The organism is Bradyrhizobium diazoefficiens (assembly GCF_016616235.1).
GTDB classification, from domain to species: domain Bacteria; phylum Pseudomonadota; class Alphaproteobacteria; order Rhizobiales; family Xanthobacteraceae; genus Bradyrhizobium; species Bradyrhizobium diazoefficiens_H.
In genome coordinates this window covers 6,930,499-6,956,692 of record NZ_CP067100.1, presented here as the reverse complement: position 1 = coordinate 6,956,692, position 26,194 = coordinate 6,930,499, and the positions used below count along the sequence as shown (strand labels likewise).

Sequence of the window (26,194 nt, the reverse complement as noted above, 5' to 3'; positions counted from 1 at the left end):
GGGGATGACTTCATCAGCTCAGGCTGTCTGACCAGTCCTCAGGTCGTGGGCCATTTCTATGGGGCGGGTTGATCAACCTCGATATCGCACGCACTGTTGGCGGGGCATGAACGCTGCTGTCTTCCGTTTTTCGGCTACATGGAGGGCGCACTACAGTCGCGATTGGCTGCGGGGTTCGCATCGTCCGCGACGAGGGCCTCGTTTGATCGGGTATCTGACTTCCGCAGCGTTATACTCGGGAAGCAAGTAGCGGTGCGGTCTTGCAGCGGCTAGGGATGTCGGTTCGAAAAAGCGCTTCCAAAGACCTTCGTCGACGCTATCTACCTTGCGAAAGCAATTCTCTCGCGAGGTTTCGCAGCATGTCGAACCGCCAGCGATCGTAGGACGTCACTGCGATTTCCCGGCTTCGGAACAGTTCATCGACTTCCTGCAAGCTTTGCGGACGCCAGATGCGGGAGTCGCCGATCATCATGGCCGCTACGACCGCGTAGCGCATCATCAGCGGCGAACATATGATTTCCGCGCTGGCGGTTGCCGGCCCGACCGCCTCTTCGACCGAGACACGCTCGAGTTCCGCCAAAAGACTTGTGCTGTCGATCAGAGTAGCCAACTCGTCGGAAATCAGCCCTCTTTCGACGGGGGATGTTTCGTTGCCGAAATAATCTTTGCGATCGCGGAAGCAGGCGATCGCTGCGACCTGCAGAATATTCGTCGCGATACTCGCTCGCGTGCTTGCCGGAAGGTTGTCGAGCTTGTCGCCGGGCGGTACGTCGGTGCTTGCGTTACGTCGAGCCATCGCATCCCTTTCGTTCAGCACCGCGCGTGCTTGACGAAAGACGGCGTCCGCGAAGCGATCGGCTCGAGGCTCGCCCGGCTGCGATCGCGCATGATAGTAACGCGAAAGCGAGAGAGCGAGAGCCTCGCAATCGAAGCGGATGTAGGGTACGCCCTGGCCGGTTCGCTCTTTTCTGTCTTCCTGCAGGCGGATCCGCGCCTCGCGCAGCCACCGCTCGGACTCGTTGAAGCCCCGTTCGTCCCGGGCTCTTACGCGGGTGGACACGGCCAGAAGATAGTAAGCCTCGCGTCCGCTCATGTGGGATCGAAGTTCGGCTCGCGGCGAGCGAGTACGTATCGGATCCCTTAGATCCTTTGCTCGTTCTATGATCCTCGCTGCGCTCTCAGCGTGCTGCTCGGCCACTAGCCAGCGATTCGCGCTGGCGAAGAGCGCGCCCAGCACGAGATACTTCAGATAGCATTCCTGCCGGTGATCGTCGTCGACGGTGCTGCCGAGGGGAGGCTGGTAGCAGTCGTCGACGATGCGCTCGAACCGACGAGCGAAATCGTCGGCATCGAGAAAGATTCGTCTAGGGAGCGCGAGATCCTTGAAGATCCTATGAGTCACCTTCAGACTGTCGAACATTAGATCGGGAGGGTTTCGGACTCCGTGCCTGTGCGCGTCCAATATCGAATTCGCACCGATGCCCGAAAACTCCACGTTAGATCGGTCGCGAGCCCTGGCCATCGTCTCCTGCACGACTGCCCGAAGCTTCTCCAGGTCCCAGTTGGGGTCGCCGAACTTCAGCTTCTCGATGAGAACCTCGGATATCTCCTCCGTATTGCCGCTCAGGAAATAGCGGTGCAAATTGGCTGCACCCTCGGAAAAATCGTCCCACCGCGCATAGGCTTGCTCAATGTCTTGATGAAGCAAGCGAAAGGTCAACGCAGGCTCCGCTCTGATCGCGTATCTGGCCAGGCGATGGACCTCCGCTGCGGACTGTTCGTTTTCGTCGAATGCGAGGAAGCCTGAGAACAGCTCCGAGCGGCGACCATAGTTGCGGGATGGGAGAGTGATGTCTGCTCCGATGCTGTCGACGAGCGACCAGAGATGATGGACGTGGTCAAAAGCGAAGCGAGATGGCATTTCGCCCTCGGAGCCTCGCAAGATGTCCCGCGCGGCCGCTAGAGCAAGTACCATTTTGCGGTCGCCGGTAACGAATACGATGCGTAGCGCGTCCTCGATTTCCGACAGCCACTTGTTTGCCAGGGCGAGGCCCGTAAGCGTTTCAGCATCCACCTCCAACCTATCGCGGGAGCGCTGATATCGGTCGGGCGCAACTATAGCCTGAAAGACGGCATGTAGGTTGTTCCATTCAGGCGATTTACCCTGTCGCTTGAGTCTTGCGCAGATCTTTGTCCATGCTTCTGTCTGGTGCTCCGTCATGGAGGCGTCGCTGGGACGAAATTCCGTCAGTTCGAAGATTCCTCCTCCGCGCCGGACTAGATCCAGAAAGCCGTCCCACTCTCTGACGAACGGGCTCGTCCTTTGAAGGTCGCGAACCTGCATTCGGCTAAGAACGTTGCTCAAAAAATGGCCCGGATTGATTTCCAATGGCCATTTCTCGGACTGCACATTGGTTCTTATGAACTGCAGGGTCTGATTCAGGATGTGATCCTGCCGCGCCTCGGCCGTCGAGCGTACGTAGGCAGGTTCGGACTTCGCGTCCAATTTCACGGCCTCGTAGACGCGTAGCGTCTCGGCGAAATGCGGGCCCATCTGCAATATCGGTTGATGCTCTAGCGCGTTGCGCAGAGCCTTGTCGGCCAACAACCAGCACACTGCTTCGGCACGGCGGCGCTCTTCGAACAAAGCCGCTTGCCGTCGTCCGGGCGGGTAGCTTTCGTAGGGCTTTTGCGGAAGAACCTGTCCGTATCCTCGCCCGAGAAAGACGTCATCGGCGGGGCCGGTTCGCCAGGGAGCGCAATGCGCCACGATCACGTCGGTATCAAAAACGTATAGGACGCGGCGCTTGTTGTCTGCGCCCAACCAATTCGAGAGCTCCTTTGCCTTGTACCCCTCGTGGGCGACGAACGCGGCGTTTCGAACGAGTTCTGCTTTTAGCTCGTTCGTTCCGGAAGGCCGCGGTCGAGGGATATACTCCATCTCAGGCGGCCTCTTCCTCGGTTATGAGGTTCGCCAATTTGGGATCAAGCTTCTGTTTGAATCGCCAGGCCGCCGGTTTGGTCGCCGGTTCTTCGGGCGGCGAGAACAGTTCATCGGGAGCCTGAGGCAATCGAAAGTGATGCCAATCCAGGATATCCGTGATGGGAGCGACGGCGTAACGCGTCCCTTCATCGTAGATCGCCACTATGACGCCTACGAGTGAGGAGTTGGCCGTCGTTACCATGGCGCCGTTGCGGATCGCTCTGTTTTCGCGCATGTCCTGATCCGAACGCCGAAGTTGGATCAAGGGGTAGATGTGTCGACCGCCCCATCGCAGGTGAGTGAGCTCGTCGAGCAGCGTTCCCACGGCGCCTTCGCCCAAGATGTACGCGGTCTGTCCCGCACAGTCGTCCCATTCCACGATCTGCACGTTCGGTGAACCGACCGATGCATCGACCCTTACCTTGTCCGATACGGTGAAGGCGCACGTGAGTGCGCCCCCACGCAGGACGTCTGGGTTTTCGAGATCGTCTGTGCCAAGATCGCGATAAGCGTCCAGGATGCCGACATCGGCCCCTTGGACGAAGACTTGCCGTCGTTCACGAATTGGCCAACCGGCACTGAAGGACAGTGGGTCTTTCGTTGAGACGAGTTGAGCCGTCGTTAACCCCTTTCTTGCCCCTCCGTAGTCCTCAAAGACATAGGAAAGCCGAACCGAATGGTTTGCGTCGTTGACCTTTAATAGGGACGTCGAATTGAGCATCAGAAGCTCGTTCCTTTGTCTCGCGAGGCGGGCGAATTGAGGACAATCGGAGCACCGAAGAAGTTGCCATCCAATCCTCCGAGGGGCATGAGCCGTTGTCTGACTTCCTCGTCGGTGAGGGCGGTGAAGATGACCCACTTGGCGCTTTGTTTGTCGCTGCGCGGATGGAAGGTTACGGTTTCGGCATCGAGGTTGTCTCGCGCGAAACTCATGAGAATAGGTTTGTTTTTCTCCATGGTGTCGCGGGTGACTTCGTCTTTATCTTCCCCGTAGCGTGCCAAAGTTAGACGATGTGGCATCGCGTCGAAGAGCACGTATTCGCCGCCGGTGACCCCCGAAAGGGCGTCGATCAGATGGGCTTCGGTGTCCGTCTCAGTGAAGATGCTCTTCGGACCTATCGCTACTTCGATGCCTTTCGCCGGAAATACGGCCTTGCTCTTCGTTTTGCGCCCTTTCACGGGCTTCTTTGCGGGAAAATTCTTGGCGGCCCCGAATCTGCAGATAGTGATCTTCCTTTGCTTAACGGTCGCATCTTCGGACTTCCATAGGTCGAGTTCGGAGCTCTGCTGAGCCCTGTCTCGATGCGAATAAATAATTCTCTTCGTCGCTATGAGATAGGCGAGCAGCAGCTTGTTGATCGGCGCCGAGGTCGGCTCAAAGGCGCTCTGAATCGTACCGACCAGGACCGGTTTGAGATGGTCCGGCGCGATCGGCTTGAAATTGCCGTCCAGAAAACGGATGAGCGTACGCTTGTCCTTTTGCAGGTCGGAGATGCAGCTGAGATAGAAGCTCTCTTCATCTTCCGCGTAGGAATTGGAAGTCTTTTCGCTGCTTCGCGACATCGCCCAGGCGACGCTGCGGATGCTTTCTTCATGAGCCTGTATCTTCTTTTCCATGGGCTCAAATATTGGAGGTCTGACTTTGACCTCGCGATTGTCCCGGAATAGCGTGGTCGCGTGCTGCGGTCGGAGCCTAGCAATCGTTCCCAACGGAATTCGCCAAGCGTCATCGGGCTTTTTTGCGCAGCAGCGCACGATGTCGATAAGCGCGCCGTCGCCGACGCCATATACGATGGAAGGGCGCGAGTGAGTGTCTTCGTCAAAGTCCTCTTCTTTTGTCCAATAATCGTGGAAACCCCAAGCCGTGCCGCTTTCATCCCCAAAGCCTGCGGCGATCACGACTAGCTGGAAATTCTCCCGGACCTCGCTTCCGTCGACTTCAAAGGTCACGCTTAGTCGATGTGCAAGAGAGGTATCGCCTTGAGTGATTCTTTTTGCCTTGTGTTTAGTTTTCACGCTGTTCGATATCAGATCGTCGTAATCCGTCGCGATCCGCTCTTGAAGTTGTTTGACGACATGGTCAGCCGATTCGGCGTACCAGTTTAAAACAGGGAGGCTGGTGAAGACGTCCATGGATCCGAGCAGAGGCCATCGGTTATAGTTCGGATGCACGAGCCTGTGCTTAGCACGAGCACCTCTCGTGATGAGTGATTTCCCGGCTTCGTACAATGATACGTTCTCTGCACCCTCGTTGCTTATCGCAAGAAGGAAGGTGAGACCTGAGGCTCCCCCGCCGATTATACAGATTTTGCGGGTTTTCAGGGCGTCGCGTCCGATGCGGTTCGTGATCGCCGCCGCAAGCAATGTCGCTCGACGCTGTTGGAAGTAGAAAGCTACTCGATGTCCGCGCGGCGCAAGCGAGTAGACCTCGCTACACCCCTTCACGCGTGAGGTTCGCAGAATAAGCTCGACTAACTCCGGCGCGATCTCGATCGAATCAACCATAAGGGTTGACCCTTTCGGCCGCGGACCCAGCCGGCCGCCTTCGGTAATGGTTCATATGCGCTTGCAAAATAAGAGAGGGGAAGAAACAGAAGTCATATCAATCGCTAGTAATTCTAGGTTGAACGGCGCTTGCGTTGCAAGCTTATTCCGAAGCCTGAACGAAAATCAACCTAACATCGATGGGGAGGGGCCGGCAGCTGGGGCCCGCCCCGGGCATTGACCGTTTGGTTGCACCGGTGGGGATGATCGTATGGTCCCACCCTCAACAGCGTCTCTGTCGGGAATTGGTCCTGCGGCATGGACTGCTTTCTGCCCAAGTGCGCGTCCGTATTCGGCGTCTTCGCCCACAGTTGCCGCACTACTTGACAAAGCAGAGGACGGATTCGGTTGCCCCCGAAGGGCGTACATATGATCGACGACCGGGGTTGATGTCGGACATGGATCGCAGGTGAAAGTTCTTACGTCGCTCGAGGCTCAGCCCATGTTCCACTCCGATTTCGGTGATGATCTTGGGCAGATCATTGTGCAGGTCCTTGTAGTAGGAATCCTGAATGACAAGGATCGCGTGACCCCCGGGTTTCAGCGCGTGGGACATGCGCTCGATCGAGCGCGACATTTTGTGGAAGTAGTCAAGATGGGTGCGATAGTAGTATCCGCTCGATGCCTTCGACGGATGCTTCCGCAGCTTCTGTAGGAACCGGGCACAAGTCTTGCCCCAGCTTTCATCGACCTCGATCGAAGCGCTTGGTACTTGCGTTGATCCGATCATCTGTTTACCAAGCGCGCGCGCGCCGACAGTTAGCAATGGCGCCAGAACGGCAAGTTCAATGCGCGTCGCCGCAGTATAGTCGATCCGGGTGCAGTACGGCGGCGACGTCAGCACGAAGTCGACGCTGCCCTTCCTTAGCTTCATTGATGCGGTGTCGGAGAGGTTTATCTTACACTCCCCGGCGCGGGGAGGGTTCGCAATACGAAGATCTGCATCGAGTTTGACTGCCAAGGCCGCGGACATGTCCCGTACATTGGCCGCGAAGTACTGCGCGACTGTCGCCTGCGTCGCTGCAACGCGGGCGTCGGTCTCTTTCGGCACGCGCAGCCATGTCGGATTTGACGAGCGGAACGGTGCAACGAGCTTACGGCAGGCGGCGAACAACGCCACGTAGAGCGTCGCCGCCGTGCCTGAGATTCTGTCAAGATGAATCCCGTCCGGCGACTCGGTCATGTTGCCGACGAGACTGCGCCGAATATTCTGCTCAACGCCGCGGATAAAAGCAGCCGTGGATGGTTCGAACCAACCAAGCAAGGCGTCACTCGGGTCCAAAATCGGTGGCGACGAATACGCATGAGAGAGGATCGTCGCGGCGAGTGGCTTCAAATGATCGGCCTCGGTTGGCGGGAGCAATCGTGCGCGCGCGACGATGATCATCACGGGGTTCAGGTCGATGCCGATCGAGCTCAGGCCAAGACCGCTCGCAGCGTAGGTGGTGGTCCCGCTGCCATTCCAAGGATCGAGGATGACCGCACCACGGGGAAGCTCAGCGCTTTGTAGCAACTCTCGCGCAAACACCTCAGGGAAGCCGGCATAGTAGGGAAAGAACCCTTCCCAGCCGGTTTGCAGCAGCTTGTTACGCTTGGGCGAAAGAATGCGAAGTCGTGGCGCTATTTGCGCTGCCTTGCGCGCGCTCATCGGCACTGCGCGTCTCATGGCGTCGCGTATCCGCGCTTGCGGCGAACTGTGATGTCAAGCCGGGTAAGCTCGGTGGGCAACAGCGCTGCCTGGAGCAGGGCTACCGGTGGTGTGCCCGAAAGCGCGGAAAGGCCGCGATCATAGATCGCCACGCAGTCGCCAGTCGTTAGGCGCGAATTAAAAAGAATGCCATCAATGTCATTCATCTCGGCGTAAACTGCTTCGGACAGGGCCTGGCCGGCGCCATGTGCGCGTGCGCGATTGGCATCGGTGTCGATCCCGACTTCGTACGCGCCGCCCCCGCGCAGGTCGAGCAGCACCAACTCTCGGCTAGAACTGATCGAGGTCACGCACAACTGTTCGAGGTGAGGCCGATAGAGAAAGCGTTTTGTCTTGCCCTCAAAGCGGTCCCTCACTACGGCCTCCGCGAACGCAGTCGGGAAATTGTCGGCAGCGTATAGCACCCGGAACGCTCCTGACGGGCTTGAGAAGCGACTCGATCCGAAACCTGCGTTGGCAGGCGTCGAGCGGTGTCGGCTGGGGAGAATGCGCGGCCAGTCGGCGATGCGGGTCTCGATGACTCGCGCGCGAAGTTTGGAAATGACGATTTTCACGCGTAGTCAAATGCGCCTTCCGCCGCGCTCTTGACAAGCGGGAGATCACCATCACGTAGCTTGTCGATCGGTGGCTTGCCGTTCGTCATCCGGTTGGGGGAAACCAGCCATTCCCATGTCTCTTCAGGTGACGTGAAGAATGGTGCGATCACGTCGAGACCTTCAACGGGCCTTCGCCGCTCAAACTGCCGAAGTGGGTATAGGAAGTTGCGAAGCCCCTTCCGCAAAGCAATTATCTTATTCGCCTTTCGCCAGTTATCGAGCGTCCCACGCGAGATATTTAGTCGATTGACCAACTCTCCTGCACCAAGAAGATCGCTCTCGACCCAGTCTGCAGACTTGTCATCCGTTGTAATGGCATCGAGTAACCGACCGCCTTCTGTTGCCGATACGACTGGACCGATTCCACTGCCTTGTAGGACTCGGTCTTTCCGATTAGATGGTCGCGCCAAGGGCTTTCGCTCGCGTCCACGAGCCGTATTTGCCGATGGCGGTACCGGGACGTTTAAGGTCACGGCGAGCTCAAGCAGGCCCGCCATGTCCATCTGCTCGACCTTACTCTCGATGGCCTTGGTCAAAGCGGCTTTAGCTGGCTGCGCCTGTTTAGAAGTGCTCATGGAATATCCTCTGCAAGGCAAAATAGGCAAGTTAGGCAGAATATGCAATAGCGCATGGGGTAACTTCCGTTGGCCAAGCAAGCCTTTCGGGCTCAACCCTCGTCCAGTAATTCGCTACGAGGAAAGATTCGTTGAAGAATCAGTTACTTAGATACGTGGAGATACAAGGATAAGCGTGGTGTTGCATGGAAAAGCGTGGAGCGCTATATAGGAGCCATGCCTCGCGCCCTGACCCTAACTGAACAACTCGCCCGCAATGCCAATCGGCAGCAGGAGGCATATGCCGAGCTGACCAAGGCTTTGGGCGCGAGAGATGCGGTTGGCCGGGAGCGTGCCCAGGCCAAAATCACCGAGCTGTCTGCGGAATATCAGCGTCTCTCAGACGCCCTGCGTTTTAGTGAACTCGAAGCGCGCGATATCGCAACGCCCCGATCGAGCAAGCCTGCCAAACCCCTTCGCGAGCTAGCGCTTGATGCGCTCGACGATCTGGGTGTTCCAGCCGCGCCAGCGCTCATTGCGGATTTGACAGCGGCGCTCACCGGCAATCGGCCTTCGCCTTCGCGCTTCGCCAGCCTCCGGCGTGATGAGGAAAATGCTGCGCGGCGCAACCTTGCAGCGCGCCCCGCCTGGATCTTGCCCGCAATCAGCGCCGCCGAGCTTACCGCTATTCCAAGGCTGCTCACGAGTTCCACCTGGGCTCTCGAGCGCCGAATTATCGGCTCGCGTAGCATGCGTACCGACAATCTACGAATCGCAACCAATCTCGCGCATCGATTGGCTCATCTTCGCGACGTCGGGGCGGCCGAGGCAAAGGGCGTTGAGCGGCTGCTGTTCTCGTTCGCGCGATCAATCCCGGGCGCCAGTGACACGGGTCAGCCGATCGATCCAAAGCGTGTGACCGACGCTGCGCAGGCCGAACTGAAGATGCTCGACGAAGCCGATTTCGCCGAGCGACAGTCCGCTGCTGCCCGGCTCTCGTCGAGTGCCGCCTCTTTCAAGCTTTGGGGTCGTCCTGTCATGGTCGACACAAAGGCAGCCGAAAGGGCGATCAGGTGACTCCAGCCAATGCGCGCCTTTCCCGTCTGCGTGGCGGTATCCCGGCCGTGGAGGTTGGCGCGCGCGGCATTGAGAGCGTGGCGCGCAACGCCGGCTGCACTCGGCTGCGCGCGATTGTCATCGCAGGGCTCACGCCGACCGAGATTGCCAAACACGTACTGCGCACTGAACCCGACATCATGTCGCCGTTCGCGATGACGCTCAGCCAAGCCTATGAGCGCCGCCTGCTGGAGAACGGCGGGACCTCGCTCCTGACCGCCTATCGCGACAAGGGGCACCTTGGGCCGACCGAGGTCAAGATCTCATCGGTGGCCGATCATGCGCCTGGTGACGGGGTGCTCGCCCGCCAGCGGCGGGAACTCGAAACCCAGCGCCTTCTGGACATAAAGCATTCGGGCAATCCACTTGCCCCGAATCTTATTCTCAATCCTCGGCTGCCGCTCGCGCTGGTCGGAGTCACACACGCTATCGAACTCGACTATATGGTCGCGAGCGATGACGCGGTTTCCTACCGCATCGGCGTTATAAAGTCCTACGCAGATCGCGGCGGCAAGACTGACAAGGCCCACATAAGATCCGCGTGCCGGGAAGGGGCGGTGGGGACGCTCGCTTTGCGTCAGCACCTCGAAAGCCGCAATGATGATCCGGATCGAGCCGGTGATCGTATCGATATGGTGCTTCGAGCTCCCGGTTCGTTCGTGCCGCGGCTGTTTGCCTCCATGCGAGCTGAGTCCGAAATGGCATCGCTTGTACGAGCGCTCTCGGCCGCGCCCGCCGACCTCGATGAGGTCGAACGCTTGGTGCCGGCGGGCGCCAATTTCGCGAGCCGCGACGTCATCGACCAGATTCCCAATAACTACCGGTCTAACTGCAAAGAACATTGTGCCTTGTGGGAGCACTGTCGCGCTCAAGCGCTCGCCGCCGGTCAACCAATCATCCTGGGCGACGCTGCTGCCGAGCAGCTTGCCGCGGCGGGCTCGATCACGCGCGCGCTCGACTTGCTGGATGGGCGTGGCCGACCGCCTGAAAACCACGCAGAGGCTGCTCTTGGAGCCGAGCTTCGCGCCGCGGCCCTCTTACTCGATCGGATTGCGAATGGCTGACCTTGTCCATGTAGCAGGCCGCTTGCGGGCACTCCAGCGAGGCCAAGCCGTGCCGATTGTCGCGCAGCGCCAACTCGTAATCCAACCTCATGCGCGCATCCTGACGCTGCTCGCCATGGCCGGCGAGGACACCTCCGTGCATGCTACAGCGCTTGGCCGTTTCGGCTATTCGCCCGAGATTAACGTCGTCGCCGATCCTCGTCGTCGTGACGATCAATATGGTCTGCTACGCTGGCTGTTGCCCTTGTTCGAGAGCTATTATGCCGAGTGCCGTGCAGCCGGGACCTTTCCGCAGATTTGGGTGTCTTCCTCCGGCGCCCTCGGGCATCTCGACACACTTGCCGATCGTCTGCGCTTTACTGATGAAGACGATATCAAACGGCTCGGAACTTTATGGACCTATGCGGGCGAGCGATCGCCTGTGGCCGGGCAGCAGGTCCTAATTGCTGCTACTAAAGCACTCCGCGCGCACTTTGCGACTGGCCAGCAGGAAGCCGAGGACGAGCATCTCGGCTCGCTCCTGACGTGGATTGAGCCGCCCGCAGGGCGCGATATTTTTGCGGCCGTCGCGACCGCGGAGGCACAGCCGATGGCGGAGAAGACCGATCCGCGCTTCGACCGCACGTCGCTTCACCCCGCCATTCAAGACTATAATCGGGCTCGTTCTGCCGGCGAGAGTGAAGCCGTTCTCTCATTCTATCATGCGCGCATTCAGCAGTTGCTCGAAGGTGTGATTCGCCCAATCTATGCAGCTACCCAACGCGCGATGTCACTGCTGACGGCGCCACGCTGGCAGCCCAATCCTGCGCTTGATGCGCTGGCGGACCAAGAGGCACAAGAGTTCGAACGCTTCATGCTGGCGCGCGATCAGGGCTATCTTCTGCCGTATCATGACAAGCCGAAGGCCGGCGCCATGAAGATCGTCGCCCGCGAGCGCGCCGAGTCGAACCTGGAAGCGGGCATGCTTCGCCATGATCGGGCTGCGCGCGAAAAGGGGGTTGTCAGCGGCACCGTGCTCCGCGCGCAGATCGTCGACATTCGTCAACAGAAAGTTCGCGCACGCCTCTTCGAGTATGATTTCGTTCTGTCGAGCCATCAGGACAGCCTTCACCTTCGCGCCGGCGACGAACTGTGGACGCTGGATGATCCGAAGATGTCGTTGCGCGTCGACGGTGCGGAGCGGCGTGGCCCCTTCACCTGGGTCACTGGCAGGGTGCTCGTAGGTAAGAACGCGGCGAAACGCATGTCGCTTGGCACTACGCTCGACTTTGGTCCCAAGGCGCCCAACTGGCAGGAGATCGGCAATGAGCTCGCTCAGATGAGTGTGCGCCTCGCCAACGTGCCTTGGACGCACAGCGACATAACACCGCCAGCGGCGCCGGTTGGCCGGCCGATGCCTGCAGATCTGCTCGCCGCGGTGGAGAGGCTTGCATGACGGACGCCTCCGATCCTCAAGCTGCCGCCAACGCCGCCCTTGAGCAAGTGCTCGCCAGTCAATGGCAGGGTGTCCCCGCGTTGGTGCTGCGTTCGCCTCCTGGCGCAGGTAAGACGGGCGTCGCCCAGCGCGTTGCCCTGCAGAGCTCCACCATGCTCGATCAGCGCTGCATGATTGTGACACAGACCAACGAGCAGGCCTTCGATCTGACGCGCCGGCTCGCCCGAAATGCGCAGTCGTTGCCTATTCACTTGTTTGCCCGGCGAGGCTTAAGCCTGCCGGCCGACGTGGCGAGTTTGCCGAATTTGGTGGTGGTGCATGATGTGCCGAGCCTGCCGCAGCACCCGTCGATAACGATCGGCAACGCGGCCAAATGGTCATGGATTCAAACTACCGAGCCGTGCTTTGACTTGCAGATCGTCGACGAGGCATTCCAACTTCCTGACTATCGATTCCAGCTGATCTCCAATCTCGCCCCGCGTCACGTCCTAATCGGTGACCCAGGCCAGATCGACCCCTTCGTCAACTGCGAGATCGAGCGCTGGCGCTGCGATCCAGCCGGTCCCCAGGTCTCATGCCCAGCGGCATTGGTGAAACGTCATCCTTCCGTGCTTCAGCTCGACCTCCCGGTCTCGCGCCGCCTCAACGACGATACGGTACGCCTCATTCAGCCAGCATTTTATCCGGATATGCCGTTCCGAGCCATGAGTCAGGATCGGTCGGTCCGATTCGACGTTGCCGGGATCATGCCATTCGACGCCGCGCTTGACGCTGCCGCTAGTGGAGCATCGATTGTCATGGTCGAACTGCCCGCACAGATCACGGGAGAGGCCGATGGTGACCTTGCGCAAGAGCTTGTCGCCTCGCTTGCAAGGCTTCTGCGGCGGCGCGCATGGATGAGCGACGACGGTCGGGTTTCGGAAGTGACGCCAGACAAGATCGGTGTTGTTTGCGCGCATGTGAGCCAGGTCAACGCGGTGCGCGAACGGCTGGGCTCCGCGATGGCAGACGTGTTTGTCGAGACGGCCAACCGTTTCCAGGGGATCGAGCGGCCATTCATGTTCGTGCATCACCCCCTGTCTGGGAGGGCAGATGCAACGGCGTTTCACCTAGACGCGGGCCGTCTTTGCGTCATGTTGTCGAGGCACCGTATCGCGTGTTGGGTTTTCGGCCGTCAAGGCATTAGCCAACAGTTGATGCGCTTCTCACCATTGGGCGATCGTGCGCTCGGGATCGACCATGATCCCGAATATCGCGGGTGGCGGGCTCACCTGACGCTTATGGCCGCCTTGGCCCGTACTGGGCGCGTCTTCCCGGCGGTGAACGGACTGGCTCCGTCGACCGTCGGTCAGCTGGCGGGCTGACGCAAGGGCAATTACGGTACCAACATTGAGAGTATCTTCAGCAGACTATTAATCGTTGGGATTTCAGCTTGAACCGGTTACTGCGAGCGGCCCACATGGAACGGCTTGTCCCAAACATCGAAGCTATGGGACCGGGTCCTCTTTTTGAGACCTTCGGTACCCGGTTTCTCTCCCGGTTACTCGACATTCCCCTGGTGCAGCGTGGCGTCAGCGTTAGAGGCAATCCTATCGGCAGGACGGTGGACGCTACGGCTTTGAATGACAGCACAGTGGCCGAGTTCTCGACCGATAAGGGCTACTTTGCCGGCGACAAACCTATGAGTGACTTAGCCCACCTTGCTCACCGGCATCCGTCTGCGAAGCAGATCTACTTAGTTTCGTCTCAAGTCGCCCCAATCGGTTCCATCGATGCCTTCGTCGAAGCGAACAAAAGTCATGGACGAAGTGTGCACGTTCTTGATGCAAGACGAATTGCGGAGGAGATCGTTGACCGGCTAATGGTTAGCGACGATGCGATCGACGACCTGTCCGAGTTCATTCCGGTGCTGGCAACGGTGCGTGATGAACACGCACTCGATCTCAGAGCTCCCCGTCCCGGGTCTCGTCACATCCAAAGGCCCGACGTCGACGCTGCTATCGCCGAGGCCCTTGGACGATCACCATGCATCGCGATTTCGGGTATGGGAGGGGTCGGCAAATCTGAAGCCGCCGCGGCCTATGTCGAGACGCACCGCAGCGAGTACGTGCAAACGATCTGGCTGGACGGTGCGCAGATCGAACGGATCGAGGACCTATCGGCCGTCGCGATCAGAAGAGCGGGAGACGCTCTCAATGTCGTTGGACTTCTCAACAACAGGCGATGTTTGCTTGTCATTGACGACGCTAGGGTAAACCTTGAACCGGCTCAATTGTCGAACCTGTGCGGACAAGGCTCGCACATCATCCTCACTCGTCGTGTCGCGTCAAACAGTTACAGCCTACCATTGTTGACTGAGAATGAGTCCCAATCGCTCCTCGAAGCAGATGACGTTGATCCATGCCCGCGACCAATCTTCGAGAAAGTTTTGGCGACCGCAGGGGGCCATCCGCTGAGCCTGGCGTTGATCAACGCCGCCGTGGCCAATGGTACGAGTTGGCGCGACATCGCAATTGACTGCGAGGAGATCGGAAAGTTTACAGATGGAGATATCAGGCTCTACGAGCGCATTCTCGGTCGCCTGCGTTCGAACCTAGAAGGCGAGCTGGCGGTATTTGCCTGGGCTGACCAGCCGATTTGCGACACCGGGTTCTTAAGATACGCGATTAGGCCTGTCGGCGTCCGCAATCTTCAGTTGAACGCACTCACTGCAGTAGACAGAGCTTCCGTCTTAAGGCTCCATGAGATCGTTTTTGCCGCACTTCGTGGCGGCAGCTGGTGCAGCGATGCCCGAGCCGCTGAACTTGAGGACGCCCTCGAACTATACATAGCGTCGCTGAGTCGAGGCGACACGCACAACCTACAAACCGTCGCGGCAACGCATCGGAGAACACTCGAAGCGAGAATTGCAGCAGGAGATCGTCGGCCTGCCTACTTGTATGCTCTCATATTCGCCTGGGAGGCCGCCGATGCCGACGTGCCATCCCTGCCCGACCCAAACGACCTAGCCCGAGCTATAAGAGATGCTTCCGGGCCAACAAGAGACATGCAGCTGTTGCTCGTCATCGAAACAGTTGAAGCGCTGTTTCGTTACGAGCGCGAGATCGAGGGCTCTACCGAGGCAAAGCGGAAGTACCGCGAACGCCTATCGATATTTGACATTCTCGAGCGCGCTCCTGGCCTCAATTCCCGCCAAAGAGCCGAGATAATCCATCACAGGGGAAAATTGCATCGCTCGATCGGGGATGGCGCCGAGGCGGCAAAGTTGTTCGAGCGGGTGCTTGAAAGCGAAGTTCCGCTCTCCGAGGCAAAGCTGCAACTGGTTCGTCTTTATTCTAAGGAACCGAATCGAAATGTGGAGCGAGCGCAGCAATTGACCGAGGAACTAGTGGCCTCGATCGCCGCCGGCGGCGAAGGTCTTTCGAGCTCGGTGACACTCGGTCTCATTGAAGCGCTTCACTGGGCCCGGGAGGATTGGTCAAACAAGATCTTCGAAGCGAACTATGATCTGTTTATGGCTCACGTGTCGCGCGGGCTGCTGGCGGGTATTCCTCAAGCCTACGAGACATTGGCGTCGATTGTCAGAAATTGGGCATGGACGGATCCGTCGCGCCTGGAGATGCTCTCGGGCCTGATCGACACGGCGTCTGCACATGATATTCGCGAGGATCGCGGCCGTGGCGCATATGCTGAGATCCAGCAAAAGCTCGCCAAGACGCGATCAGGAGAGGCTGCGGACAAGCACCTAAAGTTGGCTCTCCAGGGATTCGAAGCGCTCAACCGGCCGAGTGCGTACCAACGGAGGAACCACGCAGAGACACTGCTGGAGCTAGGCCGATTCCTTGAAGCCGACGCTATCCTTCGCAACATCGTTGACCCGGAGAGCCTACCCTTCGTTGCCTTTTCGTTATCGAAGGCGAATCTTGGGCTGCGTAACTTTAAAGAAGCTCTCGCATTTGCCGACGAAGCTGTGGCTGCCGCAGAAGGCAGGAACGCTAGGTTCAAGCCAAGCTTTCTGGAGCAACGGGCGGCGGTAAGAAGCGAAATGGACCGCAGCGCGCTCGATGGTCCCAGCGTTACTATTAAAACGCCGTAGTGTGCAGCCGCGAGCGCTCTCACACGGGGCTCTACTCGAAATAGTCACCGTTCGCGCTAAGCGTTGGGGTCCAAGAACATCCGCTCCAACTGCTCGATGATCAGACCCGGGAAGGAAGATTCGGTAGATGATCGAGGCGATTCCCCGAAGAACACTCAAGAATGTGATTGACCTTGCATCAATGCATAGCATTACGAGTGATTCGCTCATTGCTATGAGCAAAGATGATTATCAGGTTCTCCGGCGCGCAGCGACTCGCGCCCGGCTCGACAGGAATCCGCGGTATGTCTGCGCGAAATGCGGGTATGCCGTCTATGCTCCGCGCGAAGGCCGCACCGGTCAGCCCTACTGGAAACACCACCCAGGCGCACCGCAAGCCTGTCCCTGGTGGACGGGCACACCGGTGAGCATCGACCTAGTTAGCGCGCAGCAATTCGACGGCGCGCAGGAAAGCCCGCTCCATGCTAAAATCAAGTATATCGTCGGCGAGCTATTGACAAATGACCAACGCACGTCGCCGGAAAGTGTCGTTGTCGACGAGTATCTAATTCGAGAGAATGGACGTCGACGTCCGGACGTGCGGGCGATATATGATGGCGTGCCGCTCGTCGTAGAGGTTCAGCTTGCAACCACGCAGATACCCATCATAGTGCAACGCGAAGACTTCTATGAGAACGCGTCTATTCGGCTACTTTGGCTAACCTGGAACTTTGAGCCACCCACGACCGGCCGATTACTTAGTTCATTTGAGGACATTTTCTATTCTCACGACAAAAACCTGTTCTCAATGGACGATGAAACGATATCGCTCTCGAAAGAGATGCGCGAAGTAGTCTTGCGCGCGTTCTGGGTCGACGGCAACGAGTGGCGCTCGAAATTGGTTACCCTTTTCGATCTCAACTGGATCCAGGGAGGGCGCGCGAACGCAGTGCCCTCGACACCACCTTGGCATCGTGACTTTCTCTCGCGATGGCGCGATGCACTCGGAGAAAAAGGTACGAAATGGAAAGTTCGCGAGGTGCTCTTTATTGAGCTTATCGCGAAAGTGGACGTCGCGTGCGACGTTGAGGACCTTCACAGGCTCGACGTGGATGCGTTGATCAACTGCATGTTGTCGCTGCTCGACGGTCTGCCGGTTGGATCGCGACAGCAGAATCTTGTCGAGGTGCTGAACTCCTTCCTCAATGTGGACCGACGACAGCGTTACGTCCGTTTAATCCGTAGCTTCGCTCGACTCACCAACAGGGACGCTCTTCTTGAGATTGAGAGTGTTCGCAGCAAGATCGTCAAGGCGCGCGCAGTCGCGCAAGATGACCGCCAAAGCGTTTCAGGCAAGATAGCGCTCGCCTTGTTCCCGGAGGTCTTCGCTTTAGCGACGAGTTGATGAATGCTGTAGGGTCTGTCGCGCGGCAGCGACCAAATAAGAGACGGCGGACCGAGGAGATATCGTGTGCAGTCTGAAGATATTGAAGCGCTCAAATCGAAGCACATTTGCTACGCTTGCATTGGTGAGCAGTATCTAAGCGATGAAGTTAGCGCGAAGGGAAAGCAAGCCAAGTGCAGCTATTGCGAAAAAACGCGTCGCACCTTCTCCCTCGATATGGTCGCCGACCGTGTGGCGACGGCGTTCGAGCAGCACTACTATCGAACTTCAGATCAACCGAACGATTACGAACATATGCTCCAGCGTGATAAGGAGCTGAGTTACGAATGGAGCCGACATGGCGACGATGTCGTGTACGCCATTCAAAGCGCCGCAGAAATCTCTAGTGACGCCGCTGGGGACATCCAGTCAATTCTGGAGGAAGAACATAGTGATTTCGACAGCGCGGCAATGGGTGAAGAGACCGAATTCGCCGGCGATAGCTATTATCAAGAGAAGAAGATTAGCGAAGGCGCTTGGCGCGAGGAGTGGCGTCGGTTCGAGAATTCTCTAAAGACCGAGGCGCGGTTTTTCAGTCGCACCGCTGCGGCGCATCTGACGGCAATCTTCGACGGTGTCGACGAGTTGCGGACAGGGCAGGGGCAGCCTCTTGTCGTTGATGCGGGGCCTGAAACGGGTTTCCATGCGCTTTTTCGTGCCCGGGTCTTCCAGTCCGATGACAAGCTCGAGCTGGCGATGTCCCGGCCCGATCAGCAGCTCGGATCGCCGCCGGCCCTATTGGCTGCCGCAGGTCGCATGAATGCGCGCGGCATTTCCGTGTTCTACGGTGCCAACGATCCCAAGGCCGCCATCGCCGAGGTACGGCCCCCGGTTGGAAGCAAGGTTGCTGTCGCGCAATTCAAGATCATACGAAAACTTCGACTGCTCGATCTGACGGCGCTCAAGAATGTGCAGATACGCGGAAGCATCTTTGATTTCGATTTTGCCCGCCGGTTGGAGCGAGCGCAATTCCTAAAATCTCTTAGTGGCCGTATCACACAGCCAGTCATGCCCGACGATGAACCCTTCGAGTATCTGGCAACGCAGGCCGTCGCCGATTTCCTGGCAACTGAATGCTCGGTACCCATCGACGGCATTATCTTTCCATCAGTTCAAGTCGCCGGAGACTTGCTCAACGTCGTTTTATTCCACAAGGCTGCCCGGGTCGAGGCGATGGAAATCCCAAACGGGACTGAGATCAGGGCCAGCACGGGCCACAGCAGCAACGAGGGATGGGAAGACGATTACTCGGTCATTGAGGAGGTGCCACCTGCGTTGAAGGTGGATAAGAAGCAGAAAGACACTCCAGCTTGGCCGGATTTCGCTGCCATGCCCGCGTTAGCGGGCAGAGACATTGGATCCGACCAGCGCGAGCCGGCTCTTCGCGTGATGCCAGACAGCGTTTGGGTGCACCATGTGGAGGGAGTCGTCTTCAAGACTGACGAATATCAAATTCGCCGTCTCCGCTGGGAGAAAGATGATCGATCGCCGTTTTAGATTCAAGCGTTGGGATATATGGCTCTGATCCAAGAGAGCGCCCGCCGTGAAGCGCAAGGTACGAATCGCAGTTGGTGTGATAGTTTTCCTGGCCATGATTCCCGACGACGACCAGTTGCGGGCCCTTGTGACCCGCCCGGGCGAAAGCCTCAACGTCGAGATCAAGCGATGGCTTGATCCGTCCGTACCGGCGGCTGCGTCAAAGATCGTGAAGGCGGCCTTTGCGCTGCGTAACCGCAATGGCGGCTTCCTTGTTATTGGCTTTGATGACGCAACGCTTCAACCCGATATCGCAAATGAACCTCCCGGCGTCCGCGCGAAATTTCACCAGGACGATATCCAAGGACTGATCTCGCGCTACGCTAACGAGCCATTCGAGGTGCACGTTGCGCTTTCCGAACGTGAAGACCGGGTCTATCCGGTCATTTCGGTTCCTCAAGGCGTGCGTGTGCCGGTGGCGGTGAAGACGTCCCTGATCGATGCTGGAAGCAAGTTACTTGAAGTCGGCGACGTCTACTTTCGAACGCTCGCCGCCAACGGCACGCCGAGCACGGCCAAGGCTCGCCCGCAAGATTGGCGCGACATTCTCGAGATCTGCTTCGACAATCGCGAGGCCGATATTGGGCGGTTTCTTCGCCGCCAGCTCGCGGGAGGCGACCTCGTAGAGGCATTGGGCGGACAGCCGACCCAACCGGTTGATAAGCTCCGCGAGCGATGCGCAGCCATCCTTTCCAGCGGTGAAGCGTCGTTTGGCAAAGCCACGGCGGAGCGGGGACTTGATGCCGACGAGCAGCCCCTGCTCGATGGGTTGACCTGGGAGGTCGCACTCGCCATTCATCCCGCCAAGGCGGGTGCACTTCCTGATAGAAATTTCTTCTCGGCCTTTGCCGCAAGCAACCCCAAATACACGGGCTGGCCTGTCTGGCTCGACGCCCGCGCGATGACCGATGAGCGGTCACGACCGGTCGTCCGATCAGGAGCCTGGGAGGCGCTCATCATCGCTCTTAGCGAGCACACGGCCAGCCGCCTTGAATTTTTCAGGGTCGATCCGAAAGGTGACCTTTATCTTCGGCGCCTCCTTCAGGACGACGCTGTGCCCAGGCGCGTTGAGCCTGGCACGCGCTTTGACCCGGTGCTGATGATTTATCGCATTTCCGAAGCCATCGCGGTCGGCCTCGCCGTTGCCAAGGGTCTAGGCTGGGATGAGGCCGCCAGACTCTGGTTCATGTTCCGCTGGCGCAAACTCAGGGGGCGGCGTCTCGATAGCTGGGCAAATCCCATCATTTACGTTCCCGGCGGCGGCCCGACCCAGCAAGACGAGATAACGACATTTATTGAAGTCCCGCTCGCGACCGCGCCGAACGCTATTGCATCCCTTGTAGAGGCTGCGACGCGCGATCTTTTTGTCACCTTCGACGGCACCACGTTATCTAAAGAGACCTACGAGGAGCAGGCGCGACGCCTGCTGGAGCGGCGGCTCGGTCCGTAGCGTGCAAAATCCCGCCGCGCTAGTCGAGCAAGCCGAATTTCAAATCACAGATCAGATCCCGCAGTGTATGACCGTTGCCTTCGAGAAACGCCTTCAGCGTTGACCAGCCAAGGTCTTCGTCAGGAACACCAATGTGCAACCGGGGCTCCTCATCGACGTCAAGATGGCCAAGATCATTGCGGCTAGGCCGTGTGGACTCTTGGGATTCTCAAATCAGCGGGAACGTGATTCAAGGCTTTCTTTTAGGAGGAAGTCTTGGGCGTCATGGATCGGCTCAGTCTGAGCGATGGGCAATGGGATCGTATCTCCGGCTTGATCATCGGTCGACCGGACCAGCGCGGTTCGACGGGCCGCGACAACCGCATGTTCATCGAGGGCGTGTTGTGGATCGTGCGAACCGGTTCGCCGTGGCGTGATCTGCCCGAAGCGTTCGGCGAGTGGAACAGCGTCTTTCGACGCTTCAGCCGGTGGAGTGCCAAGGGGGTCTGGCTGCGTATGTTCGAAGCGCTCGCAGATGATCCGGACTTCGAATACCTGATCGTCGACTCCACCATCGTCCGCGCCCACCAGCACGCCAGCGGCGGAAAAGGGGGGCTCAAAATCAGGCCATCGGACGTTCGCGCGGCGGCCTGACGACAAAAATCCATATTGCTGTCCGCGGTTTGGGCTGTCCGGTCCGCTTCTTCCTCACGGCAGGCCAAGCCGGCGATGCGCCTCAGGCCCAGCCGCTCATCGAGGGCTCCCGGCCGAGGTCGTCATGGGCGATGCCGCCTACGATTCCGATGCGTTGCGATCCACGATCGCCGCAAAAGGCGCTCAAGCCGTCATTCCGAACAACCCCTCACGGGCAATCAAGTATCCGCTCAACAACCCCCTCTATGCCGAGCGTCATCTGATCGAATGCTGCTTCTCGAAACTGAAGCGGTTCAGGCGCGTCGCTACGCGCTACGAAAAGACGGCACGAAATTACTTCGCCGTCGTTGCTATCGCTGCAACTCTGCTTTGGCTAAGGTAATTGTCCACACAGCCTAAGGGTCTTCGCAAGCTTGCCGAACCGATGATTCGGTAGCTGCTTGTTGTCGATGCGGATCGTCTTGAGATCATCGGGATGGACATTCGTTCTCCCGGCGCCCACCGAGCAAGATTCCTTTCTCGATAATGGCCCGGACGAGATCGCGATCCGCGTGCGTCAGATGCCGGAGGTGATCCACATAATCCGTGACAGTCTCGAAAGTACGGCTATCGATGGTGTGCGGGATGCGGTCCTTTTCGAGGAAGCGCTTATAGTCTTGCGATTCTGCCGCCGCAAGACAGGTGGCGGGTTTGTCGCAATCACGAGACCGCCCCTCGCGGGCGTCCCGTCTCGCGCGTACAAGGCGAGGTTAAGCACAGCCTCTCGAGCTGCAGTCGATCACCCTCGACGGACACACCGTCCGTGTTCAGATCCGCCGGACGGTAGAAACAAAGACCGGGCTACTGTGCAGCAGTCATCTGCACAAAAGCCCGGTCTAATCTTACTTTGCTGCGATACCGAACGGCCGCAAAGGACACTTCAGATCCTTTGGAGAGGTTTTCGCTTTGCGTCCGGGGTTGCGACAAAGATGTGGCAATGTCTCGGTCGCGGGTCGCGACTACTTCTTTTTCTTTGAGCTCTTCTTTGCCACCTTCTTGGTTGCTGCCTTCGTGGTCTTCTTTGCCTTCTTCGCTTTCTTGGCCATCTCGTCCTCTGTAAAAAACCGGCTCAGTGAACGTGCGCACGCCGTGCATCGACATGCGCAACGCTGAGACGATATCACAAATGCAAAACTGATACCAAGCGTCGCCGAAGTCGCTCTTGACTCGCTCGCCGGGGCGGTCCGGCCGCGTCCCGCCTTCGACGACCCTATGCTGACGTTCCTGCGGCTGCCGTAGTACATCTTGAATGCGTTCGCTCGAGAGGTGAACGATGACGGTGGCCGCATGATTGCCGCGGCCCGCCTCTCGTCCAGCCGCCCGAAGTGGGCAAAGTCATCGTCTAATTGCCGGACTCGCCGCCTGCACAGTTTTTGTGGCGCAACAGAACGCGCTGCGTGAGGGCCGATGGTCCCGAGTGCATTCTGGGCGAATGCTGGGTCTACGATAAGGACATCGGAGTGTTGCGCGACTATCGGGCCGAATGTTCAAGCGGCGAGCGTTTCTGGCTATATTCCAGACGCGCCCGCCGAAGCGGGCGGCCGCAGGTGGTTGTAGCCAGGACGAAGCATGAGGTGAGCCAAAACTTCGGGATACGAATCTCGCGCCAGTGGGGATCCGCGGTGTAGCGGCGCGAGCATCTCATTTGAAATTGCAATTTGCTTTCCTGGAGCAATCGCCATCGCGCGGTCCGAAATCCAGAACCTGGCTCGCCTTACTGAGTAGCGACAGGCTTGATGGAGGCGTTTTGATGCTTGCGGCGCAAGGATATATCGCAATTTCAGTCATCTATTTGGTCGTCGCCTGGGTCCATTGGCGCTCTTCAAACAAAGCTCACATTGCGACCGGCCAATCGACGGCGAACGAATCGAATGAGCAAGGAGCCAGAGAGTGAACAACGAGACCCTGATCATCTGCGCGAGTTACACCGCCATCGCACTGATCTACTTCGCGATGGCGATTGTTCATGCGGTAGGCATTTAGAAGAAGCCGGCGAGTGAGAGCACTCGCTGGCTTCATTGGTAGCTCTCAGGGCTGGGTTTTGTCGGTATTGGGCGAGCACCGAACACTGCCCATATAACCGAGTTTCTCAAGGTCGATGGACGAGTTAACGTCGCGATTCAATCTTGACATCTCCATGACCTTCGATGGCGATGGCACTGCATGAGCCAAAGACAATGTCCGATCCCTCACTCCGGCGGCTTGAGTCTCTTGGAGTGCAGGAGGGGAGAACATGACATGTCCTTCCCGATCGGCAAAGGAAGCCCGCACTGTCCTGATCTGTAACGCGATTTCGGAAATCTCATTTTGCCTGTTCTTTAGCTCTGCTGTGATTTCCTCTTGCTGCTTCACAAACGCGGCGAGGACATTCGACAGCGATTCCGAGCGCTCCGCCTTAAGAGATTGGTTGATCCAGTGCATCTCGGCGACTTCAGATCGCAACTGCAGCGAGAATACGCTCATCGTAATCGTACTCCCAATGAGAGCGACGCCAGTTATTCCAAACGCCAGACGCAAGCACCATCGACTAGTGAGTATGCCTGCAATGGAGTCTGCAGCAGCGCCGAACCGCCCATGTGAGTGGAGTTCCCGAGGCTTCGGATCGCCCTGAGACTTTCCCGTCAGCTCGCGCAGCGCTAGCGGCATTTCGGGGCGCAGTCCGGCTGCTCGCAGCTCCTCTCGAACGACGGCGTCCGGATAATCGAGGATATCCGTATGATCTTCCGGCGGGTTCGCATCGAGGCGAGCCAAGATTGTTTCGATAAGCGATTTACCCATGTTCACTCCTCCAGATCGGCGATCTTGGTGCCAGACGGCGTCTTGCGATTGACGCGCACCTCGTTTCCTCCAAGCTCCAGAATGATGCGGCGCAAATTCTTCTTGAGCCCGTCCACTTTTTGAGGAGAAACACTCATGGCCTCGGCTATTTCACGCGAGGTTCTCAGTCCTGCGAGCATATGCATCGCCACCTGGTTGGCCCCTGGATCCTGTTGTTCGATGAGTTGCGAAAGACTCGCGATCGACAGCGCGTCGTCTTGAGTGGGACGCGCCGGGAAGCGGATCACCGCTTCATCATCGAAATCGAACAACCTTGCGCCTGGTGACCTCATCTGATCGCTGCGAATGCTCCGCATGATGCCGACGAGATAGACGAAGAGCTCGTATCTTTTTAAGTCAACCGTCCTGGTTGTGAAGCTCCGCGTAATAGCTTCTTGCGCAAGTTGTTCGGCTTCGTGCCGCCTGTTCGCTCGGCCGGCACTCATCCGATAGGCGACAGCGAGGACTCTCGGATAGAGGTCGTCCCAATCGATGTCGTCCACCCAGTCCGGTCGTTTTTGCATTCTTCACCGCCTTGATCGAGGCAATTCTAATGCCCGCGCCCCATCGGGTTCGCGAACAGCTGAATCTCATTTGGGATAGGCGAGCCTGCGGCACGTTTTCATCGCCACTTACACCAAATAAATTCGAGAACATGAAAATCTTTGCAAAAACAGCGGCTTGTTGTTTTGGCAAGAGACTTCCAGCGCTACGGGCTCGGCGATCCGCGAGCTCGGCTTCGAGGTGTTCAGCTACGGGTTCTTCACGAACGGCACCGAGAAGGAGACGCTCATGGTGATCAATCAGCCAGTCGTCAGGTTGCCGTCCAGCCCGGGCGACATCGTCAGCGCGGATGATGACGGCGTGATGGTCGTGCCGAAGGCGACCAGCGCCGCCGTGAAAATCGCAGCACGAATTGAAACGCCGCTTTCCCGGGCGTGAAGTCCGCATGCTCGACATGAGCGCGATCTTCAACGGCGGGGGTAGCATCAGGCGCCTGATGCAGCCGGTGCCGATGTGAGCGCTCGGTCCAGTTGGCCTACCGGGCAGAGCTAGCCGTCGTGTGAGCGCCTGAGCCTCCCTACGAGTAACGCGGTCCGCGGCCCGTCACTTGCGAAACCACGGTTGGTTGGGCTTGTGCGGCCAAGCGCGACGGGAGCATTTGGTATTACCGCAAGCTCAGCGAGACTTTCGATGCCGTCCTGCCGGGCGCGCCGGCTCGGCAACTCGCTCTTACGGTTTTCATCTTCCCGCCTGATCAAATCGGCTCCGCGACGGATCATCCCGACATTGGCCTTTGGGCCTGATCAGGTCCAACGTTTGCGATGACATCTTCTTGTCTTGAAAATCCGCGAGTTCGGATGGATACTTGCCCCAAGTCCTTGGCCATCATTAATCCGAGGAAGACGATCATGGCGATCCAGATCGTGATGGATAGTACTGGCGACAGCCGTTACTTTTTCAATCCAAACGATGCACGAGAGCTCGCAAAGGCGGAGCGGCGGTTCTACGAGCTGACCGACGCCGGCTTCACCGCGGCGGCACGGACAGGTCCGGGTCACGTATCGCAAATGCGATCGTTCGCCCCCAACGCGGAAGAAACCGTCTTCTTCCCCAGGCTGGTCGGCGGGTGATCGGCCCACGCCATGTTTGGCTTCAGATCATCTCATCCGCGTGAACGCCGGCGCGCGAGAGCGATTCGGGCTCTCTTTATCAGACACGGCGCCGAGAGAACTCCGGAGGGCCGCTCGCTGCAGCTCTTGCGGAAGTGGCTATCGCCGGCCCAGCGTGCGCAGTTCGCGGGAAAGGGCTATTTCGAGGTCATCGGTGGCGAGACTGGCAGGCAATATAGGATCTACGCGGGTGGGTCGACGAACGTCTGCGAGGTCGACGAAAAGGGCTATCCGACGCGCGGCCTGTGTTTCATGCCGCGTGGCGATCTGCCGATCGGAGATGTTATGCTTTCCCAAAAGATCGCGCTGGAATGCTGCGAGAACCGCGCGCTCCAGGTGGCCAGGAGGTTCGCACCGACCGGTTTCATGTTCCGGCGAAGCCGGCTCCTTGGTTGAGCGCAACGGCCCTCGCTTGGACATCGGCGAAAGATGTTGCGTAGCGGAGACCAGGACGTGCTGAATTCGATCGGAACACCTGTGAGTGCCCGGATGACCACAGCAACTAAGCTGAAATTCGAGGCTCTACG

General features: G+C 58.4%; 20 protein-coding genes and 1 pseudogene. 12 read left to right on the top strand and 9 right to left on the bottom strand.

Features of this window, described 5'->3' with window-relative positions:
• Nucleotides 1-316: 316 nt before the first annotated feature.
• The 6 genes from JJB99_RS32750 to JJB99_RS32725 form a co-directional block, all read right to left on the bottom strand.
• Nucleotides 317-2,941, bottom strand: coding sequence for a hypothetical protein (locus JJB99_RS32750; RefSeq protein ID WP_200496243.1), 2,625 nt, complete (start codon nt 2,939-2,941; stop codon nt 317-319).
• A gap of 1 nt (nt 2,942) precedes the next feature.
• On the bottom strand, nt 2,943-3,704 hold the full coding sequence (locus JJB99_RS32745; protein WP_200496242.1) for a hypothetical protein: 762 nt from the start codon (nt 3,702-3,704) through the stop codon (nt 2,943-2,945).
• On the bottom strand, nt 3,704-5,488 hold the full coding sequence (locus JJB99_RS32740; RefSeq protein WP_200496241.1) for a hypothetical protein: 1,785 nt from the start codon (nt 5,486-5,488) through the stop codon (nt 3,704-3,706). The genes JJB99_RS32745 and JJB99_RS32740 overlap by 1 nt, the downstream gene beginning before the upstream one ends.
• 358 nt (nt 5,489-5,846) lie before the next feature.
• Nucleotides 5,847-7,193 carry a DNA methyltransferase gene (locus JJB99_RS32735; RefSeq protein ID WP_200496240.1) on the bottom strand — a complete coding sequence of 449 codons (1,347 nt, stop codon included), beginning with the start codon at nt 7,191-7,193 and terminating at the stop codon, nt 5,847-5,849.
• Nucleotides 7,190-7,789: an RES family NAD+ phosphorylase gene (locus JJB99_RS32730; RefSeq protein WP_200496239.1), complete on the bottom strand. Its 600-nt coding sequence runs from the start codon at nt 7,787-7,789 to the stop codon at nt 7,190-7,192. Before JJB99_RS32730 ends, JJB99_RS32735 begins: the two co-directional genes overlap by 4 nt.
• A complete protein-coding gene (locus tag JJB99_RS32725; protein WP_200496238.1) occupies nt 7,786-8,406 on the bottom strand; it encodes an antitoxin Xre/MbcA/ParS-like domain-containing protein in 621 nt (206 codons plus the stop codon). Before JJB99_RS32725 ends, JJB99_RS32730 begins: the two co-directional genes overlap by 4 nt.
• Nucleotides 8,407-8,622: 216 nt before the next feature.
• On the opposite strand from JJB99_RS32725, the gene JJB99_RS32720 reads away from it, so the two are divergent.
• From JJB99_RS32720 to JJB99_RS32680, 9 genes and pseudogenes are all read left to right on the top strand, one after another.
• Nucleotides 8,623-9,462, top strand: a complete 840-nt coding sequence (locus JJB99_RS32720) for a hypothetical protein (RefSeq protein ID WP_200496237.1) — start codon at nt 8,623-8,625, stop codon at nt 9,460-9,462.
• Nucleotides 9,459-10,565, top strand: coding sequence for a hypothetical protein (locus tag JJB99_RS32715; protein WP_200496236.1), 1,107 nt, complete (start codon nt 9,459-9,461; stop codon nt 10,563-10,565). The genes JJB99_RS32720 and JJB99_RS32715 overlap by 4 nt, the downstream gene beginning before the upstream one ends.
• Nucleotides 10,558-12,000, top strand: a complete 1,443-nt coding sequence (locus JJB99_RS32710) for a hypothetical protein (RefSeq protein ID WP_200496235.1) — start codon at nt 10,558-10,560, stop codon at nt 11,998-12,000. Before JJB99_RS32715 ends, JJB99_RS32710 begins: the two co-directional genes overlap by 8 nt.
• Nucleotides 11,997-13,364 (top strand): AAA domain-containing protein, encoded by a 1,368-nt coding sequence (locus JJB99_RS32705; protein WP_200496234.1) that lies wholly within the window; start codon nt 11,997-11,999, stop codon nt 13,362-13,364. The genes JJB99_RS32710 and JJB99_RS32705 overlap by 4 nt, the downstream gene beginning before the upstream one ends.
• 95 nt (nt 13,365-13,459) lie before the next feature.
• Nucleotides 13,460-16,096, top strand: a complete 2,637-nt coding sequence (locus tag JJB99_RS32700; protein ID WP_200496233.1) for a hypothetical protein — start codon at nt 13,460-13,462, stop codon at nt 16,094-16,096.
• A 127-nt stretch (nt 16,097-16,223) separates the two neighbouring features.
• On the top strand, nt 16,224-17,480 hold the full coding sequence (locus tag JJB99_RS32695; RefSeq protein WP_200496232.1) for a DUF6035 family protein: 1,257 nt from the start codon (nt 16,224-16,226) through the stop codon (nt 17,478-17,480).
• 66 nt (nt 17,481-17,546) lie between these two features.
• Entirely contained in the window at nt 17,547-19,016 is a 1,470-nt protein-coding gene (locus JJB99_RS32690; RefSeq protein ID WP_200496231.1) for an RES domain-containing protein, read from the top strand.
• A 46-nt stretch (nt 19,017-19,062) separates the two neighbouring features.
• Nucleotides 19,063-20,505, top strand: coding sequence for an AlbA family DNA-binding domain-containing protein (locus JJB99_RS32685; protein ID WP_200496230.1), 1,443 nt, complete (start codon nt 19,063-19,065; stop codon nt 20,503-20,505).
• A 255-nt stretch (nt 20,506-20,760) separates the two neighbouring features.
• Nucleotides 20,761-21,520, top strand: a pseudogene (locus JJB99_RS32680) (IS5 family transposase).
• Nucleotides 21,521-21,978: 458 nt separating this feature from the next.
• Here the strand turns inward: JJB99_RS32680 and JJB99_RS32675 are convergent.
• The 3 genes from JJB99_RS32675 to JJB99_RS32665 form a co-directional block, all read right to left on the bottom strand.
• Nucleotides 21,979-22,278, bottom strand: a complete 300-nt coding sequence (locus JJB99_RS32675) for a hypothetical protein (RefSeq protein ID WP_200496229.1) — start codon at nt 22,276-22,278, stop codon at nt 21,979-21,981.
• Between the two features lie 927 nt (nt 22,279-23,205).
• Complete coding sequence (locus JJB99_RS32670; protein ID WP_200496228.1) at nt 23,206-23,955, bottom strand: hypothetical protein; 750 nt, start codon at nt 23,953-23,955, stop codon at nt 23,206-23,208.
• 2 nt (nt 23,956-23,957) lie between these two features.
• Nucleotides 23,958-24,518 carry an RNA polymerase sigma factor gene (locus JJB99_RS32665; protein ID WP_200496227.1) on the bottom strand — a complete coding sequence of 187 codons (561 nt, stop codon included), beginning with the start codon at nt 24,516-24,518 and terminating at the stop codon, nt 23,958-23,960.
• Between the two features lie 157 nt (nt 24,519-24,675).
• Between JJB99_RS32665 and JJB99_RS32660 the strand changes: the two genes are divergently transcribed.
• The 3 genes from JJB99_RS32660 to JJB99_RS32650 all read left to right on the top strand — a co-directional run bounded on the left by JJB99_RS32660 (nt 24,676) and on the right by JJB99_RS32650 (nt 26,063).
• Nucleotides 24,676-24,936 (top strand): hypothetical protein, encoded by a 261-nt coding sequence (locus tag JJB99_RS32660; protein ID WP_246775083.1) that lies wholly within the window; start codon nt 24,676-24,678, stop codon nt 24,934-24,936.
• 470 nt (nt 24,937-25,406) lie between these two features.
• Complete coding sequence (locus JJB99_RS32655; RefSeq protein WP_200496226.1) at nt 25,407-25,628, top strand: hypothetical protein; 222 nt, start codon at nt 25,407-25,409, stop codon at nt 25,626-25,628.
• 12 nt (nt 25,629-25,640) lie between these two features.
• Nucleotides 25,641-26,063, top strand: coding sequence for a hypothetical protein (locus tag JJB99_RS32650; RefSeq protein ID WP_200471940.1), 423 nt, complete (start codon nt 25,641-25,643; stop codon nt 26,061-26,063).
• Nucleotides 26,064-26,194: the final 131 nt, after the last annotated feature.